Annotated in this window: 17 protein-coding genes and 1 pseudogene; 3 read left to right on the forward strand and 15 right to left on the reverse strand. The window is 40.0% G+C overall.

Annotated elements, in window-relative coordinates:
- Positions 1-231: 231 nt before the first annotated feature.
- Positions 232-933 carry a glucosamine-6-phosphate deaminase gene (gene nagB, locus SRA_RS07005; protein ID WP_003089185.1) on the reverse strand — a complete coding sequence of 234 codons (702 nt, stop codon included), beginning with the start codon at positions 931-933 and terminating at the stop codon, positions 232-234.
- Positions 934-1,239: 306 nt separating this feature from the next.
- Positions 1,240-1,920, reverse strand: coding sequence for a VIT1/CCC1 transporter family protein (locus SRA_RS07010; protein ID WP_003089187.1), 681 nt, complete (start codon positions 1,918-1,920; stop codon positions 1,240-1,242).
- Between the two features lie 210 nt (positions 1,921-2,130).
- Here SRA_RS07010 and queA point away from each other — a divergent pair, with 210 nt between their 5' ends.
- Positions 2,131-3,159: a tRNA preQ1(34) S-adenosylmethionine ribosyltransferase-isomerase QueA gene (queA, locus tag SRA_RS07015; protein ID WP_003089189.1), complete on the forward strand. Its 1,029-nt coding sequence runs from the start codon at positions 2,131-2,133 to the stop codon at positions 3,157-3,159.
- Between the two features lie 86 nt (positions 3,160-3,245).
- Here queA and SRA_RS07020 read toward each other — a convergent pair whose 3' ends face one another.
- From SRA_RS07020 to SRA_RS07060, 9 genes are all read right to left on the reverse strand, one after another.
- Positions 3,246-4,472, reverse strand: a complete 1,227-nt coding sequence (locus SRA_RS07020; RefSeq protein ID WP_003089191.1) for an acyl-CoA thioester hydrolase/BAAT C-terminal domain-containing protein — start codon at positions 4,470-4,472, stop codon at positions 3,246-3,248.
- A 46-nt stretch (positions 4,473-4,518) separates the two neighbouring features.
- Positions 4,519-4,983, reverse strand: a complete 465-nt coding sequence (locus SRA_RS07025) for a MarR family winged helix-turn-helix transcriptional regulator (RefSeq protein ID WP_003089195.1) — start codon at positions 4,981-4,983, stop codon at positions 4,519-4,521.
- A 209-nt stretch (positions 4,984-5,192) separates the two neighbouring features.
- Positions 5,193-6,242, reverse strand: a complete 1,050-nt coding sequence (locus tag SRA_RS10010; RefSeq protein ID WP_223101714.1) for a serine hydrolase — start codon at positions 6,240-6,242, stop codon at positions 5,193-5,195.
- A gap of 231 nt (positions 6,243-6,473) precedes the next feature.
- The gene (gene sodA, locus SRA_RS07035) at positions 6,474-7,079 is read right to left on the reverse strand and encodes a superoxide dismutase SodA (RefSeq protein ID WP_003089201.1); all 606 of its coding nucleotides are present in this window, start codon (positions 7,077-7,079) and stop codon (positions 6,474-6,476) included.
- 71 nt (positions 7,080-7,150) lie between these two features.
- Complete coding sequence (gene holA / locus SRA_RS07040; protein WP_003090709.1) at positions 7,151-8,188, reverse strand: DNA polymerase III subunit delta; 1,038 nt, start codon at positions 8,186-8,188, stop codon at positions 7,151-7,153.
- A gap of 333 nt (positions 8,189-8,521) precedes the next feature.
- Positions 8,522-9,133: a DUF805 domain-containing protein gene (locus SRA_RS07045; RefSeq protein ID WP_003089215.1), complete on the reverse strand. Its 612-nt coding sequence runs from the start codon at positions 9,131-9,133 to the stop codon at positions 8,522-8,524.
- Between the two features lie 248 nt (positions 9,134-9,381).
- On the reverse strand, positions 9,382-11,604 hold the full coding sequence (locus tag SRA_RS07050; RefSeq protein ID WP_003089219.1) for a DNA internalization-related competence protein ComEC/Rec2: 2,223 nt from the start codon (positions 11,602-11,604) through the stop codon (positions 9,382-9,384).
- 1 nt (position 11,605) lies between these two features.
- A complete protein-coding gene (locus tag SRA_RS07055; protein WP_003089221.1) occupies positions 11,606-12,268 on the reverse strand; it encodes a helix-hairpin-helix domain-containing protein in 663 nt (220 codons plus the stop codon).
- A 166-nt stretch (positions 12,269-12,434) separates the two neighbouring features.
- Positions 12,435-13,187, reverse strand: coding sequence for a lysophospholipid acyltransferase family protein (locus SRA_RS07060; protein ID WP_003089224.1), 753 nt, complete (start codon positions 13,185-13,187; stop codon positions 12,435-12,437).
- 656 nt (positions 13,188-13,843) lie between these two features.
- On the opposite strand from SRA_RS07060, the pseudogene SRA_RS10015 reads away from it, so the two are divergent.
- Both SRA_RS10015 and SRA_RS07065 read left to right on the forward strand, forming a co-directional pair.
- A pseudogene (locus SRA_RS10015) lies at positions 13,844-14,124 on the forward strand (HXXEE domain-containing protein); the annotation flags it as partial.
- Positions 14,125-14,170: 46 nt separating this feature from the next.
- Positions 14,171-15,178, forward strand: coding sequence for a GIY-YIG nuclease family protein (locus SRA_RS07065; RefSeq protein WP_003089235.1), 1,008 nt, complete (start codon positions 14,171-14,173; stop codon positions 15,176-15,178).
- Between the two features lie 415 nt (positions 15,179-15,593).
- Here SRA_RS07065 and SRA_RS07070 read toward each other — a convergent pair whose 3' ends face one another.
- The 4 genes from SRA_RS07070 to cshA form a co-directional block, all read right to left on the reverse strand.
- The gene (locus SRA_RS07070) at positions 15,594-15,791 is read right to left on the reverse strand and encodes a hypothetical protein (protein WP_003089239.1); all 198 of its coding nucleotides are present in this window, start codon (positions 15,789-15,791) and stop codon (positions 15,594-15,596) included.
- Between the two features lie 144 nt (positions 15,792-15,935).
- Complete coding sequence (locus SRA_RS07075) at positions 15,936-16,295, reverse strand: hypothetical protein (RefSeq protein WP_003089240.1); 360 nt, start codon at positions 16,293-16,295, stop codon at positions 15,936-15,938.
- Positions 16,296-16,338: 43 nt separating this feature from the next.
- Entirely contained in the window at positions 16,339-16,587 is a 249-nt protein-coding gene (locus tag SRA_RS07080; RefSeq protein ID WP_003089243.1) for a hypothetical protein, read from the reverse strand.
- Between the two features lie 363 nt (positions 16,588-16,950).
- On the reverse strand, positions 16,951-18,504 hold the full coding sequence (cshA, locus tag SRA_RS07085) for a degradosome RNA helicase CshA (RefSeq protein ID WP_003089246.1): 1,554 nt from the start codon (positions 18,502-18,504) through the stop codon (positions 16,951-16,953).
- Between the last annotated feature and the right edge of the window lie 109 nt (positions 18,505-18,613).

The following is an 18,613-nucleotide window of genomic DNA, read 5'->3' on the forward strand; positions in this document are numbered from 1 at the left end:
GCTTAACAAAAAATCATCCTAATCGGATCTGACTTCAGCAGCTTTGCCATTGTCCCCGCAGATAACCTATCTGCTAAGCTTTGAGGCGGTATCCGCCTAGCAGTATGTGCGTTTCGGACACTTAGTCTTAGCAAATACTGGCTAGCAAAGATCAAGCTGCCAGGCATGGTATATCTGGCAGCTGTCGTATCCCCTGTTTTTTCTGCTTTTACATTTTTATAACATAATAAATTAAAGTTTGCTGGCTGCTGCCTCGTCTACAATAATCACAACATCAGGGTGCTTTTGCAGAATGCTAGCTGGCAGATCCTCTGTGACAGATCCATTAACCATACGTTCGATTGCGTCAGCTTTTTGTTCACCGTAAGCCATAAGAACAATGGTTTTAGACTTCATAACGGAAGCAATCCCCATAGAAATTGCCCGGGTTGGAACATCCTCCAGTTTGTCAAAAAAGCGGCTGTTGGCTTCAATGGTACTGGGACTTAAATCCACAACATGGGTGGTGCTGTCAAAAGCGGTTCCCGGTTCATTAAAACCAATGTGACCATTGCGCCCAATCCCCAAAATCTGAAAATCAATGGGGTGCCCCTCAATCAGCTCTTCATAGCGCTGGGCTTCTGCCTGCAAATCAGCTGCTAATCCATTAGGCAAAAAACTGTCCTTAAAAGGTTTAGCAGCAAAGAGATGCTGCTGCATGAAGTAAGCATAACTTTGAGGATTTTCGGCAGACAGGCCAACGTACTCATCCAAGTTAATGCTGGTCAGCTTAGACAGATCCAACTGGCTGTTGACGATTTCCTTGTAAAAAGCCAAGGGAGTGCTGCCTGTTGCTAAGCCTAAGGTTTTAGCGCCAGCCGCTAATTTTTCTTTGAGAAGGGTGAAAGCAAGCTTTCCTCCTTCTTCTTGATTGTTTATTGTAATGATTTTCATAAAGAACCTCCTTTGGTCTATACCGATTATCTATTTTTATTATACGGTATAGACCAATTTTTGTCAACTTATAAATTCCAGATGGTTACAAACAATCATTCCTATTTTTCTTATAAGCAATCTGGTGAATCCCTTATTTTGTGGCTGGCTGCGGGGCAATCTTGTATATTTTATAGATCATTTTCCAGATGACACTCTTCTGCGGGTGACGGCACCGCAATCCTAAATGCCTATCTCTTCCATTAACAAAAGGCCAAGACAAAAGTCTCAGCCTTTTAAAATAAAAACAAGAGGCAGACCGTCTTATCACAGCGAAAAGAGCTGGCCGATAAGATAGGTTGCAAGCATGGTCAAAAGACCGATAGAAACATTGCGGCGCATAGCCGGTCTAATCGGAGCATCTCCCAGACGGGCACTGACATAGCCGGTAATCAGCAGGGCCACGACTACAACGGCAACCGTAGCAATAATCCGAATGTTTTCTGGAAACAGCATGATAGCCGCCGTCGGAAATAAAGAGCCAATGATAAAAGAAATGAAGCTTGACACAGCAGCATGCCAGGGATTGGTAAATTCACCAAACTCAATGCCATATTTTTCCTCAACCAGCGTTTTAATGGGATTGTTAAGAAAGGCCTTGTTAACCAGAAGCTCTGCTGCTGTCTCGCATTCGCCCTTGATTAGATAAACATTGTAGAGCGATTTTCTGGCGGCAGCCGGATCTCTCTTTAGCAACTGCTGCTCACGAGCAACCGCTGCCTGCTCCGTATCTTTTTGAGTGCTGACACTGACATATTCTCCGCCTGCCATAGAAAAAGCCCCGGCCAAAATAGCTGAAAGACCTGATAAAAAAATGATCCATAAATCAGCTGTTGCACTGGCAACACCAATAACCACACCGGCAATAGAAATGATACCGTCATTAGCTCCCAGAACCCCTGCACGCAGAATATTCAATCGCTTTGAAAAACTTTGTTCCTGTTCCATAGATAACTCCCAACTATTTTTGTCTTTAAAATCTAGAATAAACCAGCATCTGTCAAATCTCCTTTTGATTGCAGATTTTTAGACATGTTTATGAACAATATTATTATACCTTGCATTTAAAATCCTTACAAATAAAATTTGCAAGGATGACTGAAAATCTATCTCATGTTATAATGGTAAAGCTGAAAAAGTGAATACTAGAGGAATAATATGAATACTACTGATTTTGATTTTGACCTGCCCGAAAATTTAATTGCCCAAACACCGCTCAAACAGCGTGACAGCTCCAAACTTTTAGTGATTGACCATAAGACCAAGGCCATGAAAGACACTCATTTTGATCATATCATTGATGAGCTCAACCCAGACGATGCCTTGGTTATGAATGACACGCGTGTACTTCCTGCCCGCCTGCACGGTGAAAAAGTCCAAACGCACGGTCATGTAGAGTTGCTGCTCTTAAAAAACACTCAGGGCGATCAGTGGGAGGTTCTGGCTAAACCCGCTAAACGCCTTAAGGTCGGCAGCCAGATTTCTTTTGGAGATGGCCGTCTAAAAGCTACCATCAAAGAAGAATTGAACCATGGCGGCCGCATTGTGGAATTTTCTTATGATGGTATTTTTCTAGAAGTTTTAGAAAGTCTCGGGGAAATGCCTCTGCCGCCTTATATTCATGAAAAATTAGAAGATCGTGATCGTTACCAGACTGTTTATGCCAAAGAAAATGGCTCTGCTGCTGCTCCAACAGCTGGCCTGCATTTTACAGAAGATCTCTTAAACAAAATCGAAGCCAAGGGTGTGAAATTAGTCTATCTGACCCTGCATGTGGGGCTCGGGACTTTCCGGCCTGTCTCTGTTGACAATGTGGATGAGCACCAAATGCACTCTGAATTTTACAGCCTGTCTCCGGAAGCTGCCCAAACGCTAAAAGATGTCAAAGCACAGGGCGGACGCATTGTTGCTGTTGGAACAACTTCAATTCGCACCTTGGAAACCATCGGCAATAAATTTGCTGGTCAAATCGAAGCAGACTCTGGCTGGACTAATATTTTTATCAAACCAGGTTACCAATTTAAGATTGTTGATGCCTTCTCAACCAATTTTCATCTGCCAAAATCAACTCTGGTCATGCTGGTTTCAGCCTTTGCCGGGCGCGAATTTGTCTTGGATGCCTATCAGCATGCCATTGACGAACACTACCGTTTCTTTAGCTTTGGCGATGCTATGTTTGTCAAATAAAGAATACAAAAACTATTAAAAAGTTAAGCAAAATAAGAGTTTAAATCAAACAGTTCGTTAATCGTATGACGATCTGTTAGTCTTGCCTACAAATACTTCTCAAAAAATTTGAGTGTCTTTTGCCAAGAATCATTCGTATCCGCCATCACTTTTTCAGGGACAATCTTTTTATAACGATGGTTGGGCTGATAGGCTACCGTCATCATATGACCACAATTTTCATAAATCTCGACCTGACAAGGATAGTTAAACTTTTTATCCCGCAAACGATTAGCTATAGTTAAAGCAGAACTGTAGGCATCCCAAATTTCGTCCTTCTTAGAAGCTATTATCAGCAAAGGTTCTTTAAGTCTCTCAGCAGGAATTACAGCCTGTTCATTAACAGGGTTTAGGTCTTTTTTAAAGATACAGCGTCTCAAAAAATCTTTCCACAAAAAGGGGTAATAAGGAATTTCTTGACCTTGATAAGTCCAGGAAGAAGTCTTAGAATTGCGCCACTTTTTAAGACCCTCCAGACAAAGGTAAGAAGGTGAATTAAGCACTAAGCATTTAAAATCTGTGTAATAACTGGCAGCTAAAAGAGCAAATTCTGCCCCCTTTGAACGCCCATAAAGTCCAAGACGCCCACTATCTGCATAGGGGGATTTTTTCAGATAAACGATGGCTTCTTGAATAATTTCAAGCGGAATTTTCTCTAGGTGAGGATTTAATCCCTCTAAAGCAAAATATGCAAGAGCTAGCGTTGTAAAACCATGACTGGCTAATAACTGCGCAATGTTTTGTGCCTTTTCAATTCTGCCATCACTGCCACTTAAAACAATAAGAGCTGGACGCTGAGACTGATTTTTATCATAAAAAAGCCGTCCTTTAGCCTTAGAAAAGTCCACATCTAAGTAACTAATGCTTGGAAGCTGGTAATAGCGCCTAAGGCTGGTCTCTCCCAATAAAGATTGCCCTTTAAAAATACTCATTTTGATGTCATAAAAGGGATTTAAAGGAATGTCCATTAAGTGCTGACTTAATTTTTCTCTCTTATAAGCTTTTGCTTGACTGTTAAAAAAGAGCTCCATAATGGACATATGGCCTTCATGATTAGATTCTGATAAATCCAATATTCCCTTATCATTTGAATAAAATAAGGCTTCTGCCTGCCAAAGAGTTTGAGAAGATAAATTCATTGGAGCATTGATATTATAATAATGCTCAAGATTTAGTCTCACCCTGACTTGGCAGCAAGCTGGTAAATGTTCAATGATAAGATCAAAAGGACTGTCTGCTAAATGATTTTGACTTTTTAGTTTAAATGTTAACATCTTCCCCCTCTGTATGTTAAGCTACTTAACAAAAGTTTTTAAAAAATTACCTTGCTAACCAAGGCAATTCTTGCCAAATTTTTTCCAAATCAGCCATCATAGCTTCCAAGTTTTCTAAAAAATCTTGAGGATAAGCCTGTAAAACAGCCATCACTTGCTGTTCAAGATAGGTGTGCTGTTTTTGATGAACCCGATAAATTTTCTGACCAGCAGGTGTCAGAGAAAGAAAAATTTCCTGACGGTTACTTTCATTAGCAACTTTAACTAAAAGCCCTTTGCCCTCTAATTTTGAAACCATTTGAGTAACCGCACTGCGAGAAATCCCCCGCAATTTTGACAGACCAACTAAATTGATGGGATGATTCTGAGCAATACTAACAAGAGTATGTACCTCTGCTGTATTGAGAGATAAGTCACCTTCTATTACATGCTGATTCTTCTCTAATTGGGCGTAAGCCTCAAGAAAATCTTGAAATTTCTGATTAAAAGCAATAAGTGATTGTTTATCCATAAAAAACCTCTTTGTTAAGTATCTTAACAAACCATCAAAAAAAGTCAAGATATATTAGAATTTTTTCTCACAGATAATTTCTAAACATTTTAACTTTCTATTTCTGTCAGGCATAATCCTGATCTATTCAGGTATTTGATAGCAGCTATGTGCTTGCAGATGGCAAAAAAAATAAACTTGACTGAATATATCAATCAAGTTTTTATCCGTTAATTGCGGTTAACCCGGTGCCATTCATTGATAATATAAGTAAGCTGACACAGCTGCGAATAGCCTACTCCATTAACCTCATCATTTTCAGATGTCACGCCGCCCAAGCCTGCTGTATAAAGCGCAATCAAATAAGGTGTTTGTTCATAGACAATGGCATCAATATTGAGCGCTTCACGGACATAACCCGGTTTTTGACGGATGTCTATATCGGGAAGGTAAGTTTCATAGTAAAGTCCCGGAAAAGACTGCCCCAAATAGTTAAGGATGTCAGCGTATTTATCTTGATGTTTCCAAAGATAGCTAAGCACCTGAATATAATAATCTGTGGTCGTCTTATTGCCATTTTGATCAATTGTTTTAATATCACCCTTGGACTGACCGTAGCGTTTAAACATAGGATAAACCTTATCAAAACCACCCAAGGCCTTAGCCATAGCATAAGCAGGGGTATTTTCAGAATAGATTAATGAATATTCCTGCATCTCAGGGATGGTCATATCATCACCAAACTGGTTGCGGTAAGCCTGATATTCGCCGATATATTCATATTCAAGATCCGTAATGTCATAAGGCTGTTCCAAGGAAAGTTTGCCTTTCTCTACAGCATCAACAGCCAGCATATTTAGAGGCAGTTTATAGGTTGATCCTGCAGTCATTGGCTGTGTCTCATTCATTGCAATCACTTCACCGGTTTTTGTATTCTTGTAAGAAAAAGCAATGCAGGAATGGTCAATCCCCATCTCATCCAGATACGTTTGAACGACCTGAGGAAGAGTCACATTGGCATAATCATAATGCAGCCCGATAGCATCCATTGTTGCTGCATCAGCATCCATAACAGCCTGTTTTTCTTCTGCTGTTTTTTCAACTGCCTGAGGGAGAGTTTTCTTCCCCCCGTGGTCATTTTTTATTGCACTAGTTTCACTGAGACTAGATGAGTTTTTTACCGACGAAGACCCGTTTTGCTTGATAATATTTTTAGGCTGTAAAAGAAAGATGCCTGCCAGTACTGCCAAAGCAAAAACAAATCCTGATACTGATATCATTAATTTTTTTCTATTCACAATTTTCTCCTGATTACCATTATAAAGGACTGGCAGTAAAATGACAAGACTGTTAAAAAATTTTCTTTAGTATTTCAACCATTTATTTTTAACCAGGAAAAATTTTCATTGCTCTAGCTCCCTTGCTAATTCAAAAATAAAATACTATCGACTTTACTGTTGAATGCCGTAGATCCGTTAATCAAAAAAGAGCAGGAAGTCCTGCTCCATATCTTATTTTGCTGCGGCGTAAAGTTCCGCAACCTTATCCCAGTTGATGATTTCAAAGAAGGCTTTGATGTAGTCAGGGCGTACGTTGCGATAGTTGAGGTAGTATGCATGTTCCCAAACGTCAAGGGCCAAGATTGGTTTTAAACCTTGCGAAATCGGTGTATCTTGGTTGGCTGTTGACATTACTTCAAGCTTACCTTCTGCGTTGACAACTAGCCAAGCCCAGCCTGAACCAAAGCGTGTTGCTGCTGCCTGAGTGAAAGCTGTCTTAAAAGCCTCAAATGAGCCAAAAGCTTCGTCAATTGCTGCAGCCACTTCTTTAGTAATCTCTGTTTTTTCTGGTGACAGAAGTTCCCAGAAAAGTGCGTGGTTAAGGTGACCGCCGCCGTTGTTAACAAGAGCCTGACGGATATCTTCCGGAATTTGCTGAACATCAGCCAAGAGAACTTCTAAATTTTCACCAATTTCTGGATGTTTTTCGAGAGCTGCATTAGCATTTGCCACATAGGTAGCATGGTGTTTATCATGATGAAGGGTCATTGTTTCTGCATCAATATAGGGTTCCAAAGCATCGTAAGCATAAGGAAGATTTGGTAAAATAATTGCCATATCAATTACCTCTTTTCTTTTTTATACACCATCATCATATCGTAAAAAAATAGAGCTTACAACTATTCTGCTCATTGTCTTTCATGTGCCATCTTCAAAATGGCCATATCAAACAAATAGTCCTTATCGTAGACGCCTCTTTTTATTTGATAGTCCGCATCAATAAGATAAACCATAGCCTTCTTAAGAAAAGACAGTGACAGACTGCGGCTGTCTCTAAGAGCAAATTTAACTTGATAGGGATTGACCCTTCGGCCTATAATATCAGACAATTCCGCCACTATTTGCTGCTCTGTTTTTCCTTGACTGCCCAGCAATTTAACTTGAGTAAACATACGAAACTGCCCTAGCATAACAGCGATCAATTTGATTTCATCTTCTCCCTGCAGCCGCAAATCACGGATTAAATTACGCGCCTCATCCACCTTACCCAATAAAACCAGCTGAGTCAGATCAAAAATATTATCCTGTAGTGTTTTAGGGATGGCCTTATGGATATCCTGACTTGTCACCTGACCGCCTGCCTTATAGGACTTTAAAAATGTTAGATTTTTGTTTACCTCACTAAAATCAAAACCTGACTTAGCAAGCAGTTCGTCAAAAACGCCGGACTCAAAAACCAAACCTTCCCTGTGAGCCAGCTTTTGAAAATAGGTTCGAAGCTCTGCTTCCTTTAAAAGCTTGGCTTCAAAAATCTGAGCATCTCGCTTCAATAATTTAACCAAGCGTCTCTTGCCATCCAATTTTCCTGAGGCACAAAGGATTAGCTTTGTACTCGCCAGAGGATTAGCTAAATAAGCTTCTAGACGCTTTAATTCTTTATCAGCAAGATAAGATTTTTTAGCCGTCGTGATATCAGCAACATTATCAAAAATGACTATTTTCTCATCAGCAAAAAAAGGCAGGCTCTCCAAATCCATTTCAGCATCCTGATAAACTGTTTCAGCCATATCAAAATAAGAATAATTCAAATCACTGGGATCAAAACCAATCTGATTCAAGAAGAGCTCTTTCATCTGGCTGTACTGCCCAAAATCTTCCCCAGTTAAAACAGTAATTGGGGATAGCTTATCCTTTTTTAAGCTTTCAATCATTTCTATAGCAATCATATTCCTATTATAACAGAATTTTATTAAGAGCATAGCATTCAAATAAAGGCAAACATAAAAAGTCTATCATGTTCAGTCCGTGGGGATCTTAGTTCAAGCTCCTACTTAAAAGCCTTCTGACTCAAACCTTCTTTAATTAACGCTCAATCAGCTGTAAGACTGTTTGAATTAAACAGGTAAATAAAAGGCAGCATTGTTTTAACTCTTTTTATTGAAAGCTAAAATCGACTCGATTATGAATTAATTGCAAGAGGGAATCAGCTGTATCAAACAATTTAAGGTAAAATTAAAGACTTGGGCAAACTGCTCAAGTCTTATTAGAAATTCTAATCATTATTGTTGCTGCTGGTTAGTTGGTGCTTGCTGCTGTACAGGCGCAGTAGCCTGGTTAGTTGGTGTTTGCTGCTGTGGAGTCTGTCCTTGATAAGGATTAGGTGCTTGCATTGGCTGAACTGGTTGTACAGGTGCCTGATAAGGTTTTGTCGGCTGACACAGCAAAATAGTATAGAAAATATTTGCGAACCCAACAAGAACAAATACAATTGCACGCAGGAAAGGCACAAACGACAGCAGTGAAAATACTAGTGCTCCTACCGGAACAAAGATAAGTGACCAATGGAAGCCAGCATCACGCAAGCGGCGAACAGAAATAGCCAGATTCGGTATTAAAATTGCCAAATAAAAGAGAAGAACAAGAACTGTAAGAATAATGATATCAACAGTAAAAAGATTCGGTGTCGGGTCAATCGTTAACGGATCAATCTCTCCAAGGAAAGACTTTGCTATATATTCATAATAATTTAAATAATAAATGGATCCAATCGCAGAAACAAAAGGCATCGTAATCAAGACATTACACAGAACTGCCCACCAATAATCCGTTCGATTGGTTCGACCTGTAAAATTAACATAATTTGTCCAGAATTTTTTATAAGCTGTAAACATAGATAAACTCCCTCGCTATTTTTTACTCTATCAGAATACCACAATTTCCGCAGGAAAACAAGAACGCTTCTATTTCCTGCTTGCTGCAACAGTATGGCAGGGTCTTGTCATATGATTTTCAAAAATCAGCTGCTCTCCCTACTGTGGAATCAGCCATTAGCAAGAGAAAAAACTGGGCAAGTACATTTACAGACTGAACTGACCGCAGTCAGCCCAAACAATGGTGCAGCACTGGCAATACTCCTCACTTAGTTCACTGTTTCAAGTGTCCAATTTTTAATTCCTGTGAAACGAAGGGCACCTTGCTGATCCGTCCGATAAATCTGGCTTCTAACCTTAATTAAACGTTTCAAAGTTTCTTGATGCGGATGCCTGTACCAGTTATTTTTCCCAGCAGAAATAAGGGTTGCTTGAGGTCGGATCTGCCTTAAAAACTCAGCAGAAGAAGCACCTTTAGATCCATGATGTCCTGCTTTTAAGATATCGGTTTTTAGTTTAGGGTAGGCCGCCATTAACTTATCCTCTCCCTCTTTTTCTAAGTCACCTGTAAAAAGAAAACTCAAATTTAGAAGCCTGCCATAGAGAACCACAGAATCATTATTGCCTCCATCTCCGGTTTTAAAAGGATAGAGCACCTGCAGCTGACTGCCCATGATAGGCAGTCTGTCTCCAGCCTTAAGAACACTGACTTTCACCTGCATCTTTTTTAATCTGGCTGCAAAACCTGCATTGGTCAGACTGCCGGAACTGACTAAGACTTGTCCAATTTTAAAAGCCTTTGCGACTGCCTCCATATCTCCCATATGGTCAGTATCCGTGTGTGTAAGAACCAGTTGATTAATTTTACTGACACCGCGGCTTTTCAAATAAGGAATCAGAGTTTTCTCAGCATTGGCATCGCTCATGCGCTGCTGCCACTCAGCTGACTTAGAAAAAGGCACCCGTCCTCCCACATCAATGAGAATTGTTTGTCCTTTGATATCTCGTAAAAAAATGCTGTCCCCCTGTCCAATATCAACCACGGTAACCTCATTGGCCGGGGGATTTTTTGTCATCAAAAATAAGAGAGCAAGAAAAACACTAAGCACAGCAGCCAGCAATCTTTTCTTCCGATAATCGTAGAGCAGGGCCAGAGCCAGCAAAATAAGTATTAATACCCACAAAGACGGTTTACCCAAAACAAAAGGACGGCTGAAAATCTGGTTAATATAAACAATAAATCGCTCTAAAATGATAAAAAATAAGTTAAGATTTGTCAATAATATAAAAGGCGACAAGAAGAAAACAATTGTCAAAACCGGCAGGATAAGACCGTCAAAAATAAAGGAAAAAAACGCTGTTAAAAAGACAGATAAGGGCTGAAAACTGCTAAAATACCACATTAGAAAAGGTAGAACACCCAAAGTCAATGTCAGTATCTGGGCAGCCCATCGCTTTGGCTGAGATAGGTGCTGAAAATCAGCCATTCCTAAAATAAACGCATAGACAAAACTGAGCACTCCGCCTGCTGTTAAGAGAAAATGCGGCATGATAAAAAACATAGTAAAGAGGGTCACTGCAAAATTATCCATCTTTGTAAGACCAAAATTAGACAGGTTCTTCTGCAGCAGGCTTCGGACAACAGATACTGAGAAGCCTGTTAAACCAGCATAAACCAAGGATAAAGGCACCTGCAGCCAATTCATATACTCTCTCCTTAGACCTAAGCGCAAGCCCAAGTAGCGAAAATTACCTATAAAAAAGCCAACCTGCATACCCGAGAGAGCAAAAAGATGAATGATGCCTAAGCTGGAATAAATATCACTCATTTCATCAAAGGACCTGTCTAAATAGCCAAAAAGCAAGCCGGTCATGTAATGGCGCATAGGAGCTGGAAACTTTTGATTGACGGAAACCAAGGCTCGACGCCGCCATTCATGCAGTCTTTCAAAAAAAGTTATGTCTTGCTCAGGCACTACCTTTTCTATCTTCTTGACACTAGCTAGGCGGTAAATCTTTTGTGTTTTTAAATAGCTTCGATAATCAAAACCGCCAAAATTCCGTTGACTGTCTGCTTCAGTCACATTAGCAGATACCTTTATACGGCTCGTTTTCCAAAGATTCTCAAAGTAATGCTTCTCTTTTTGAGATTTTAATGTGTAAAAAGCTTGATAGATGCAATGTCCTGACTTGCCCTGAAAACTAAGACTGTCACCATTAACACTGACAGTATCCGGGATAATTATGAGCTCCTCAGCTCGCTTAGGGACATTTTGATAGTCAGATTCTATCTTTTGATAAGAAAAATAAAAATAAAATCCAAAAAGCAGCAGGAATACGAAGGTTTTTAGACAGGTTTTTTGATCATACTGAGCAAGAAGAAAGATAAAGCTTAAAAAGGCCAAGAACACAGTTATGAAGGAGAAGCGATAGATTAAAAAATAAATCAAAATCGTTAAAAAGGCCAGATAAACAGGTCTTAACGGCAGCATCTTAATCAATACTCACCAAGTCTTTCAGCTTTTCAAATGTTTTTTCGCCAATGCCGGAAATATTTTTTAAGTCATCTATTGACTGAAAGCCGCCGTTAGCTTCACGATAATCAATAATATCCTGTGCCCTTTTTTCACCGATGCCCGATATTGTTTGGAGATCAGCAAGGCTGGCCGTATTTAGATTGATCTTATCCTGTACTGCTGGCTGAGAATTGCTGCTTTGATTAACCGCTGCTTTTTGAGAATTATCAACAACACTGATGTCTTCTCCGATGGATGCGACGTAAATAACAGCCTCATCCTGCAGCTTTTGCGCAAGATTGACTGACTTGCGGTCTGCTTTTTCAGAAAAACCGCCAGCCTTCTCAATAAGCTCGTTAACACGGCTGTCAGCCGGCAGACTGTACACGCCTTGTTTTTTCACTGCGCCTTTGACATCAACCATTATTGTTGAAGCAGCCTGGGTTTGCTTTGTTTGTTCCGAATGAGCAGATAAAGTTGCTGATGAAAGATACTGTTCTTGTGAGCGGTCCAAATGATTCTTATCCTCTTTTCCATTGGAAGACAAAAAATAAAGACCCAGTCCCAAGACAGCAAAAACAACGACTGCAGTAAGGAGCCGCTTATTTTCTCTAAATTTATCCAAAATTTCTTCTATCATATAATCCTCCTTACACCTATTTATTCGTAAACCAAAGAAAAAGCTGAGCAGCTAAAAAAGATTTTATCAAATAGCTCCTTCTTCTGCTTGCTAGGCAAAAATAAAAAATCGTTAGAAAGGCTGACCATTTCATTCAGCTTTTCCAACAATTTTCTTTAAATATAATTTATTTTAACGTCTTTTCCCGATGTTTTTCAGGATTCCAAACAAAGCTGGCAAACCAGGAAAAAAGATAGGTCAACCCCAGCACAAGAGCTACCAGAATCATAGCCGGTATGCGGTAAATTAAGCTCCACCAGCTTGGACGGCTGTCGTCTTTAAAGGTCGCAATTTCTGCATCCATCTGAGCAAATTCCTGTTCAATACGGTGGGAAACCTCTTCAATACCTTCATCATTCATGCGCTTAATATCTGAAATATCAATAGGATTTCCAAAAGTCACATCAATTCGGTCGTGCTTGAGAAGTCCCTTAATCGAAGTGGGACCCGCATAGGCAGCTGGCATGATCTTAACCTTGCTGGTTTTAGCGATAACAGCAACGCCCCCTTTAACATCGGAAGAGTGGCGGCTGCCGCTTGGAAACATAATAAGAGAACGGTCGCTCTTTCTAAGCATCTTTACAGGATAGCGGATAGCTTCAGTTCCCGGATTTTCCCGATTAATCGGAAAAGCTCCGCACATACGAATCCACCAGCCAAAAGCACGGTTGCCAAAAAGCTCCCTTTTAGCCATGAAGATAAATTGTTTGGGCCGAGCTGCAAATGCTAGAAAAATGGGATCCCAGAGAGTACGGTGGGGAGCTACCAAAACATAATTTTCATCCTGAGGTAAGAGCTTATTTCGATGGTGATAATGAATATTGCCATTGGCTGCCCAAATTAAAAAGACAAGCAAAGAGCGCAGGTAAGTGTAAAACACTGTCAATTCTCCTTTAATTAAGATACTAAGGGCGTTATGAAAGCGAGAAGAAAATAGGAGACTAACGCCAGGCGCTTTTGCGCATAAGGCAGGCTGTCTTTTTCTCGACGCTTTTAGCCCGTGTTCAGTTACCAAGATACTAAGGGCGTGAAAAAATCCGTATAAAAATAGGAAACGGACGCCGTGTCAATAAGACACAAGGACGTTTATCTTTTTTACTAGGATTTTAGCCCGTGTTCAGTTATTAAGATACGGCAGAGGATTGTTATCTAAGTGCTTCTCACTTGATAACAAACGCCAATCACCATAGTGAATTGGCTACCTCTCCCGCTAACTTCGTTTGGTTAGTAAGATCGACTAACCAAACGAAGTGTCTCGAAGAGCGTAAGCGGCACACAGCAAAATAGGAAAGCTGGCGAAGATGCTTAGCATCTAGGAAGTCTTTATGCTTAAAAGCCTCCATGTCTGTAATCAGCTAAAACTAAAACAATCGTGTCTCTTGTTGCACAGTGCCCTACAATTTTAATTACATGATAATGATTTCATTATACTAAAAATTTAACGTTTTTAACAGAAGAAATTTCACAGAGCTGCTTTTCAGTGTATAATAAAAGTGTTTGATTTTGATCAGCCACAGCGATTGTTATCTATACAGCTTACTTTATCTGATTTGGTTGGGTGGATTTGTAGCCTTTGGTTTACACCTGCTCTTTCATATCATACAAGCCCTTATCCTTAGACAGTATATTCCGGCTGTCGGAACAGCGCTTATATGCCTGCCAATCAGCTCTGCTATTATCCTTGGCAGTTGCCATCTTCTCCATGTAAACCTAATTGAATTGTTTACTTTTAGTTTGCTAGGAATGCTCCTTGTGATTTTTAATCTTTTTCTTGCCCTTGGGCTCGGCAAAAATTCTCAAGATGGCTGAACAAGTAATGTTTCAAACTATCCTCAGTGCTGCTTTTTTGCTATAATAAAAACTATGGCAAAATCGATTTTAAAGGGAAAAGAGCGCATTGACCAGCTCTTTTCAACTGATGTTAAAATTATTCAAAATAAGGAAGTCTTTTCCTATTCTATTGATAGCGTCCTACTCTCGCGTTTTCCGAAATTCCCCAGCAAGGGACTGATTGTTGACCTTTGTTCGGGTAATGGTGCTGTAGGTCTTTTTGCCTCAACTAAAACCAAGGCCAAAATCATTGAGATTGAAATTCAGGAACGGCTGGCTGACATGGGACAGCGGTCTATTGAACTCAATGGTTTAAGCGGGCAGGTTTCTATGGTTCATGATGATTTAAAAAATCTTATGAAGCATGCACCCAGATCTCGCGTTGACCTCATCCTTTGCAATCCGCCTTATTTCAAAGCGACAGAGACATCTAAGAAAAATGCTAGTCAGCACTATCTTTTAGCTCGGCATGAAATCACAACCAACCTTGACGAAATCTGTCAAATAAGTCAGCAGGCACTGAAAACCAAGGGACGCTTGGCTATGGTGCACCGGCCTGAGCGTTTTCTTGAAATCCTCGATACGTTAAAAAAATATAAACTGGCTCCCAAAAGAGTGCAGTTCGTCTACCCTAAGGCTAATAAAGAGGCTAACATGCTGCTGATTGAAGCCATTAAAGACGGTTCCCCTGATGGTATGAAATTCCTGCCGCCTTTGATTGTCCATAAGGATAATGGTGATTATACCAACGAGATTCACGATATTTACTTTGGCAAAGATCACAAAGCCTATATGTACGTGCTCAAATGTGCTGACGGCAGCCTCTACACTGGTTACACGACCGATATTGACAAACGCTTAGCGGCCCATCAGGCGGGCAAGGGAGCCAAATATACCAAAGCCAGACTGCCAGTTGAATTGGTCTATTTTGAAACATTTAACCACAAAAATGCTGCCATGAGTGCCGAAGCAAAATTCAAACAAAAAACACGCGATCAAAAACTGCATTACATTACCGAAAAAACAAAGGATAAAAACTGAAAACCCGCAGTCTCTTAAGCCTGTCCGCTTTCTTATGTAATACGCAGCACCGCAGCCAGAACTGCTCTTACTCTCTAAAGGTCTGCGGTACTGAGCAGACCCTTAGCTTCCGGCAGCAAAAATTCCTGTAAAATAAGATAAATATCCAGACTGCAGCGCTTAGCAAGATTGTCAGACCACAAAAAATTCTACAGCGCACAAAATTATTACATAAAAATCTCCTGAAATCATTTTGTCTCAGGAGATTTGATTTTTTATCTGTCACATTTATTGCTCTTATTTTGCAGAATATCCGAGATCCTAAAAAATCCCCGGCACCATGATGGAAGCCGGGGATAACGAATGCTCAGGCAAAGCATGAAATACTATTAAATACTTAAGCATCCCATTTAATTCCAGCATTTTTGATAGAAAATTATAACCGGGAAATAGGGGTGTGAATCGAATATCCAGCCAATCCAGCTAAAAGTCCGCCGATTATTGCGCCGCCAACTGTCATCAGCCAGCTGCCTGAAAAACTATAACATAACAGACCAAGTCCTAAGGCTCCAAAAAACAGTCCAACTAATCCTAAAATTATGGATTGCATTTTAATCATCTCCATTTTAATCATCTCCAATCTCCCATTCATTTAAACTAGTGAAATAGGGGCTGTGATTGCAAGTCCTGCAAATCTGCCAGCAAGCGCACCGCTGATTCCCTCTATATACCTAATTATTAACATAGCCATTAGAAGTAAAGAAAAATAAAATATCAATCAACGATTTTTATCTGTCTTTATCCACCTGACAATACCAGCAACCAGCAACATCGTTATTAAACCACAGGCTATAAGTGCTGCTGTACTGGCAACTGTCCCAGATATAGCATCAACTCTATATAGCAACCGCATAATTGAAACAACTGTAAGTATAATCAGCAGCGAGGATTCGATTCTAATCAGGGAAGTCATCTGATTGTCAACTGTCCGTAAAAAACTAGGAAGCAGCAACAAAGTAATAATAATCAAAAATAAACTAGAAAATGTTTCTTCTCCATTATTGAACGGCCAAATCATTAATAAATTAGCAATAACGTTCAGAGATGAACAAAAAATAAACGACCATTTTTTTGTCATTATCAATACCTCAAATGATTGAAAATACTATCATCAAATCATTCTAATCTAATGTTGCTGCACCGTAACCTATCATTCCTCCTGCAGCAGCACATGTAAGTAAATAAGCACCGCCAAGTCCCCATCCAATTGGACCAGAAACTGCACAAAGTCCCATTGTTGCTGCACCATAAGTAGCGACACCGGAAAGTATAGAGTCCACACCATCTCCAGCCTCTAAAGTGGAGAGTAGTTGACTATCTGCAACCTCAAAATTATCAAAGGCCATTGAGTCTAATGTTACTGTGTTCATAAAAAATCCTCCTAAAATTTCACAGTAAGCTTACAAGCTTACAAGTTTTTTAATTTTCACAAATTTCTAGAGAAGCATAAAATGTTTCTAAACGTTCCCTTGTGAAAATCACACGTACATTCTAATCCTTAATTTCTGTTTATTCAAGGGAAGTTGGTTTATTTAATAGAATTGATATCTAACAATAAAAAAAGAAAAATTTCTAAATACTTTTGGAATATTAACTTTGTTTATACAATAGATTAGCTTCTTAGTACAAAACTTCAGTAAATTTCTAATACTAAGCAACTAAACTTTCTTCTTAATATTCAAACTTTTCAAAAAAACTCTCCTGAAACACATGTTTCAAGAGAGTTTGAATGCTTATCTGTCACCTTTATTGCGAATGGTGAAGCCGTTTTTCTTTTCATTTGATGTACGGTGAGGGCGTTTATTTCCTTTATTTTCAAAATCTTTCCGATTTTTATTGGAAGTCCGTTTAAATTCACGACGACCACCATCACGCTGGTTGCGGCGATTGTCTCGTCCTCCTCGACGGTCATCACGACGACGATTGCCACCTTTTCCTTTACCTGCAAATTTAAAGGGCAGCGGTTTTTCACGGGCAATTTCGACCTTAGGCAACATTTCCGGATCCTGAACTGTCAAGGTCAGTATATACTGTGCCAGTTCTTCCGGTGAAAATTCAGCGACTAATTTTTCAGCATCATTGGTAAATTTTTCAAAATTGGAACGAATTTTTTCGTCTGCAAAGTCACCTTCAATTTTCTTAAGCGCAACCTTTTTACTTGCTTGAAAGGCTTCCTCAGCAGTTGCTGGTTTCATGCCTTTCATGCGTTTCTTGGTCAGATTTTCAATGATTTGCAGGTAGCCCATTTCATTTGGAGAGACAAAAGTGATGGACTGACCATGCTTGCCGGCACGGCCCGTACGGCCGATCCGGTGAACATAGCTTTCTGGATCCTGCGGAATATCATAATTGTAAACATGGGTCACACCTGAAATATCGAGACCGCGTGCAGCCACGTCTGTTGCAACCAAAATATCAAGGTTGTCATTTTTGAAATCACGGAGCACACGCAGGCGTTTGCCCTGATCCAAATCCCCATGGATTCCTTCAGCACGGTAGCCGCGCAGTTTTAAGCCGCGGGTCAGCTCATCTACCCGGCGCTTGGTGCGACCAAAAACAATAGCAAGATCTGGCTGCTCCACATCTATAAGGCGGGTCATGGTGTCAAATTTTTCATTTTCCTTGACGCGGATATAGTACTGATCAACCAAGTCTGTTGTCAATTCCTTGGCAGCGATCTTAACATGTTCTGGCTCTTTCATAAACTTGACACCAATACGTTTGATGGCATCCGGCATAGTTGCTGAAAAGAGCAGCGTTTGACGGCTTTCGGGCACACGTGAAATAATTGCTTCAATATCCTCTAAAAAGCCCATGTTAAGCATTTCATCAGCTTCATCCAAAATAAGGGTTTCAACATGATTCAGCTTAAGCGCTTTGCGTTTGATCAAATCAAGCAGGCGGCCCGGCGTTCCAACAACAATATGAGCACCTGACTTCAGAGCCTTTATTTGTTTTTCAATACTGGATCCACCGTAAACCGAACGAACCTTAACACCCTTTTCACGGCCAAAACGGAAGAGTTCTTCTTGAGATTGAACGGCCAATTCACGCGTAGGAGCAATCACAAGCGCCTGCACTAGATTGCTGGCAATATTAATTTTGTTTAAAGTTGGTAGGCCAAAGGCTGCAGTTTTTCCTGTACCTGTTTGTGCCTGACCAATGACATCTTTTCCTGCAAGAGCGAGAGGAATGGTCAATTCTTGGATAGGTGATGGCTCAGTAAAGCCAGCTTTTTCAACAGCAGAAAGAATGTCTTCTGTTAGGTTTAATTCTGTAAATTTCAATGTTTTTGTTTTCTCTTTCTAAAAAGCAGTGCGAAGCTGCTTTATTAAGCTTAGTAGTATGTGCAACCTAACCATTATAACATAAATAGTACAAATTGATAGTTTTTTA

The organism is Streptococcus ratti FA-1 = DSM 20564, from assembly GCF_000286075.1.
GTDB classification, from domain to species: domain Bacteria; phylum Bacillota; class Bacilli; order Lactobacillales; family Streptococcaceae; genus Streptococcus; species Streptococcus ratti.

What these genes read in the sequence shown, in the direction of transcription:
- nagB (WP_003089185.1), bottom strand. Translation starts at nt 933, where the DNA reads ATGAAAATCATTACAATAAACAATCAAGAAGAAGGAGGAAAGCTTGCT.
- SRA_RS07010 (WP_003089187.1), bottom strand. Translation starts at nt 1,920, where the DNA reads ATGGAACAGGAACAAAGTTTTTCAAAGCGATTGAATATTCTGCGTGCA.
- queA (WP_003089189.1), top strand. Translation starts at nt 2,131, where the DNA reads ATGAATACTACTGATTTTGATTTTGACCTGCCCGAAAATTTAATTGCC.
- SRA_RS07020 (WP_003089191.1), bottom strand. Translation starts at nt 4,472, where the DNA reads ATGTTAACATTTAAACTAAAAAGTCAAAATCATTTAGCAGACAGTCCT.
- SRA_RS07025 (WP_003089195.1), bottom strand. Translation starts at nt 4,983, where the DNA reads ATGGATAAACAATCACTTATTGCTTTTAATCAGAAATTTCAAGATTTT.
- SRA_RS10010 (WP_223101714.1), bottom strand. Translation starts at nt 6,242, where the DNA reads ATGATATCAGTATCAGGATTTGTTTTTGCTTTGGCAGTACTGGCAGGC.
- sodA (WP_003089201.1), bottom strand. Translation starts at nt 7,079, where the DNA reads ATGGCAATTATTTTACCAAATCTTCCTTATGCTTACGATGCTTTGGAA.
- holA (WP_003090709.1), bottom strand. Translation starts at nt 8,188, where the DNA reads ATGATTGCTATAGAAATGATTGAAAGCTTAAAAAAGGATAAGCTATCC.
- SRA_RS07045 (WP_003089215.1), bottom strand. Translation starts at nt 9,133, where the DNA reads ATGTTTACAGCTTATAAAAAATTCTGGACAAATTATGTTAATTTTACA.
- SRA_RS07050 (WP_003089219.1), bottom strand. Translation starts at nt 11,604, where the DNA reads ATGCTGCCGTTAAGACCTGTTTATCTGGCCTTTTTAACGATTTTGATT.
- SRA_RS07055 (WP_003089221.1), bottom strand. Translation starts at nt 12,268, where the DNA reads ATGATAGAAGAAATTTTGGATAAATTTAGAGAAAATAAGCGGCTCCTT.
- SRA_RS07065 (WP_003089235.1), top strand. Translation starts at nt 14,171, where the DNA reads ATGGCAAAATCGATTTTAAAGGGAAAAGAGCGCATTGACCAGCTCTTT.
- SRA_RS07070 (WP_003089239.1), bottom strand. Translation starts at nt 15,791, where the DNA reads ATGATTAAAATGGAGATGATTAAAATGCAATCCATAATTTTAGGATTA.
- SRA_RS07075 (WP_003089240.1), bottom strand. Translation starts at nt 16,295, where the DNA reads ATGACAAAAAAATGGTCGTTTATTTTTTGTTCATCTCTGAACGTTATT.
- SRA_RS07080 (WP_003089243.1), bottom strand. Translation starts at nt 16,587, where the DNA reads ATGAACACAGTAACATTAGACTCAATGGCCTTTGATAATTTTGAGGTT.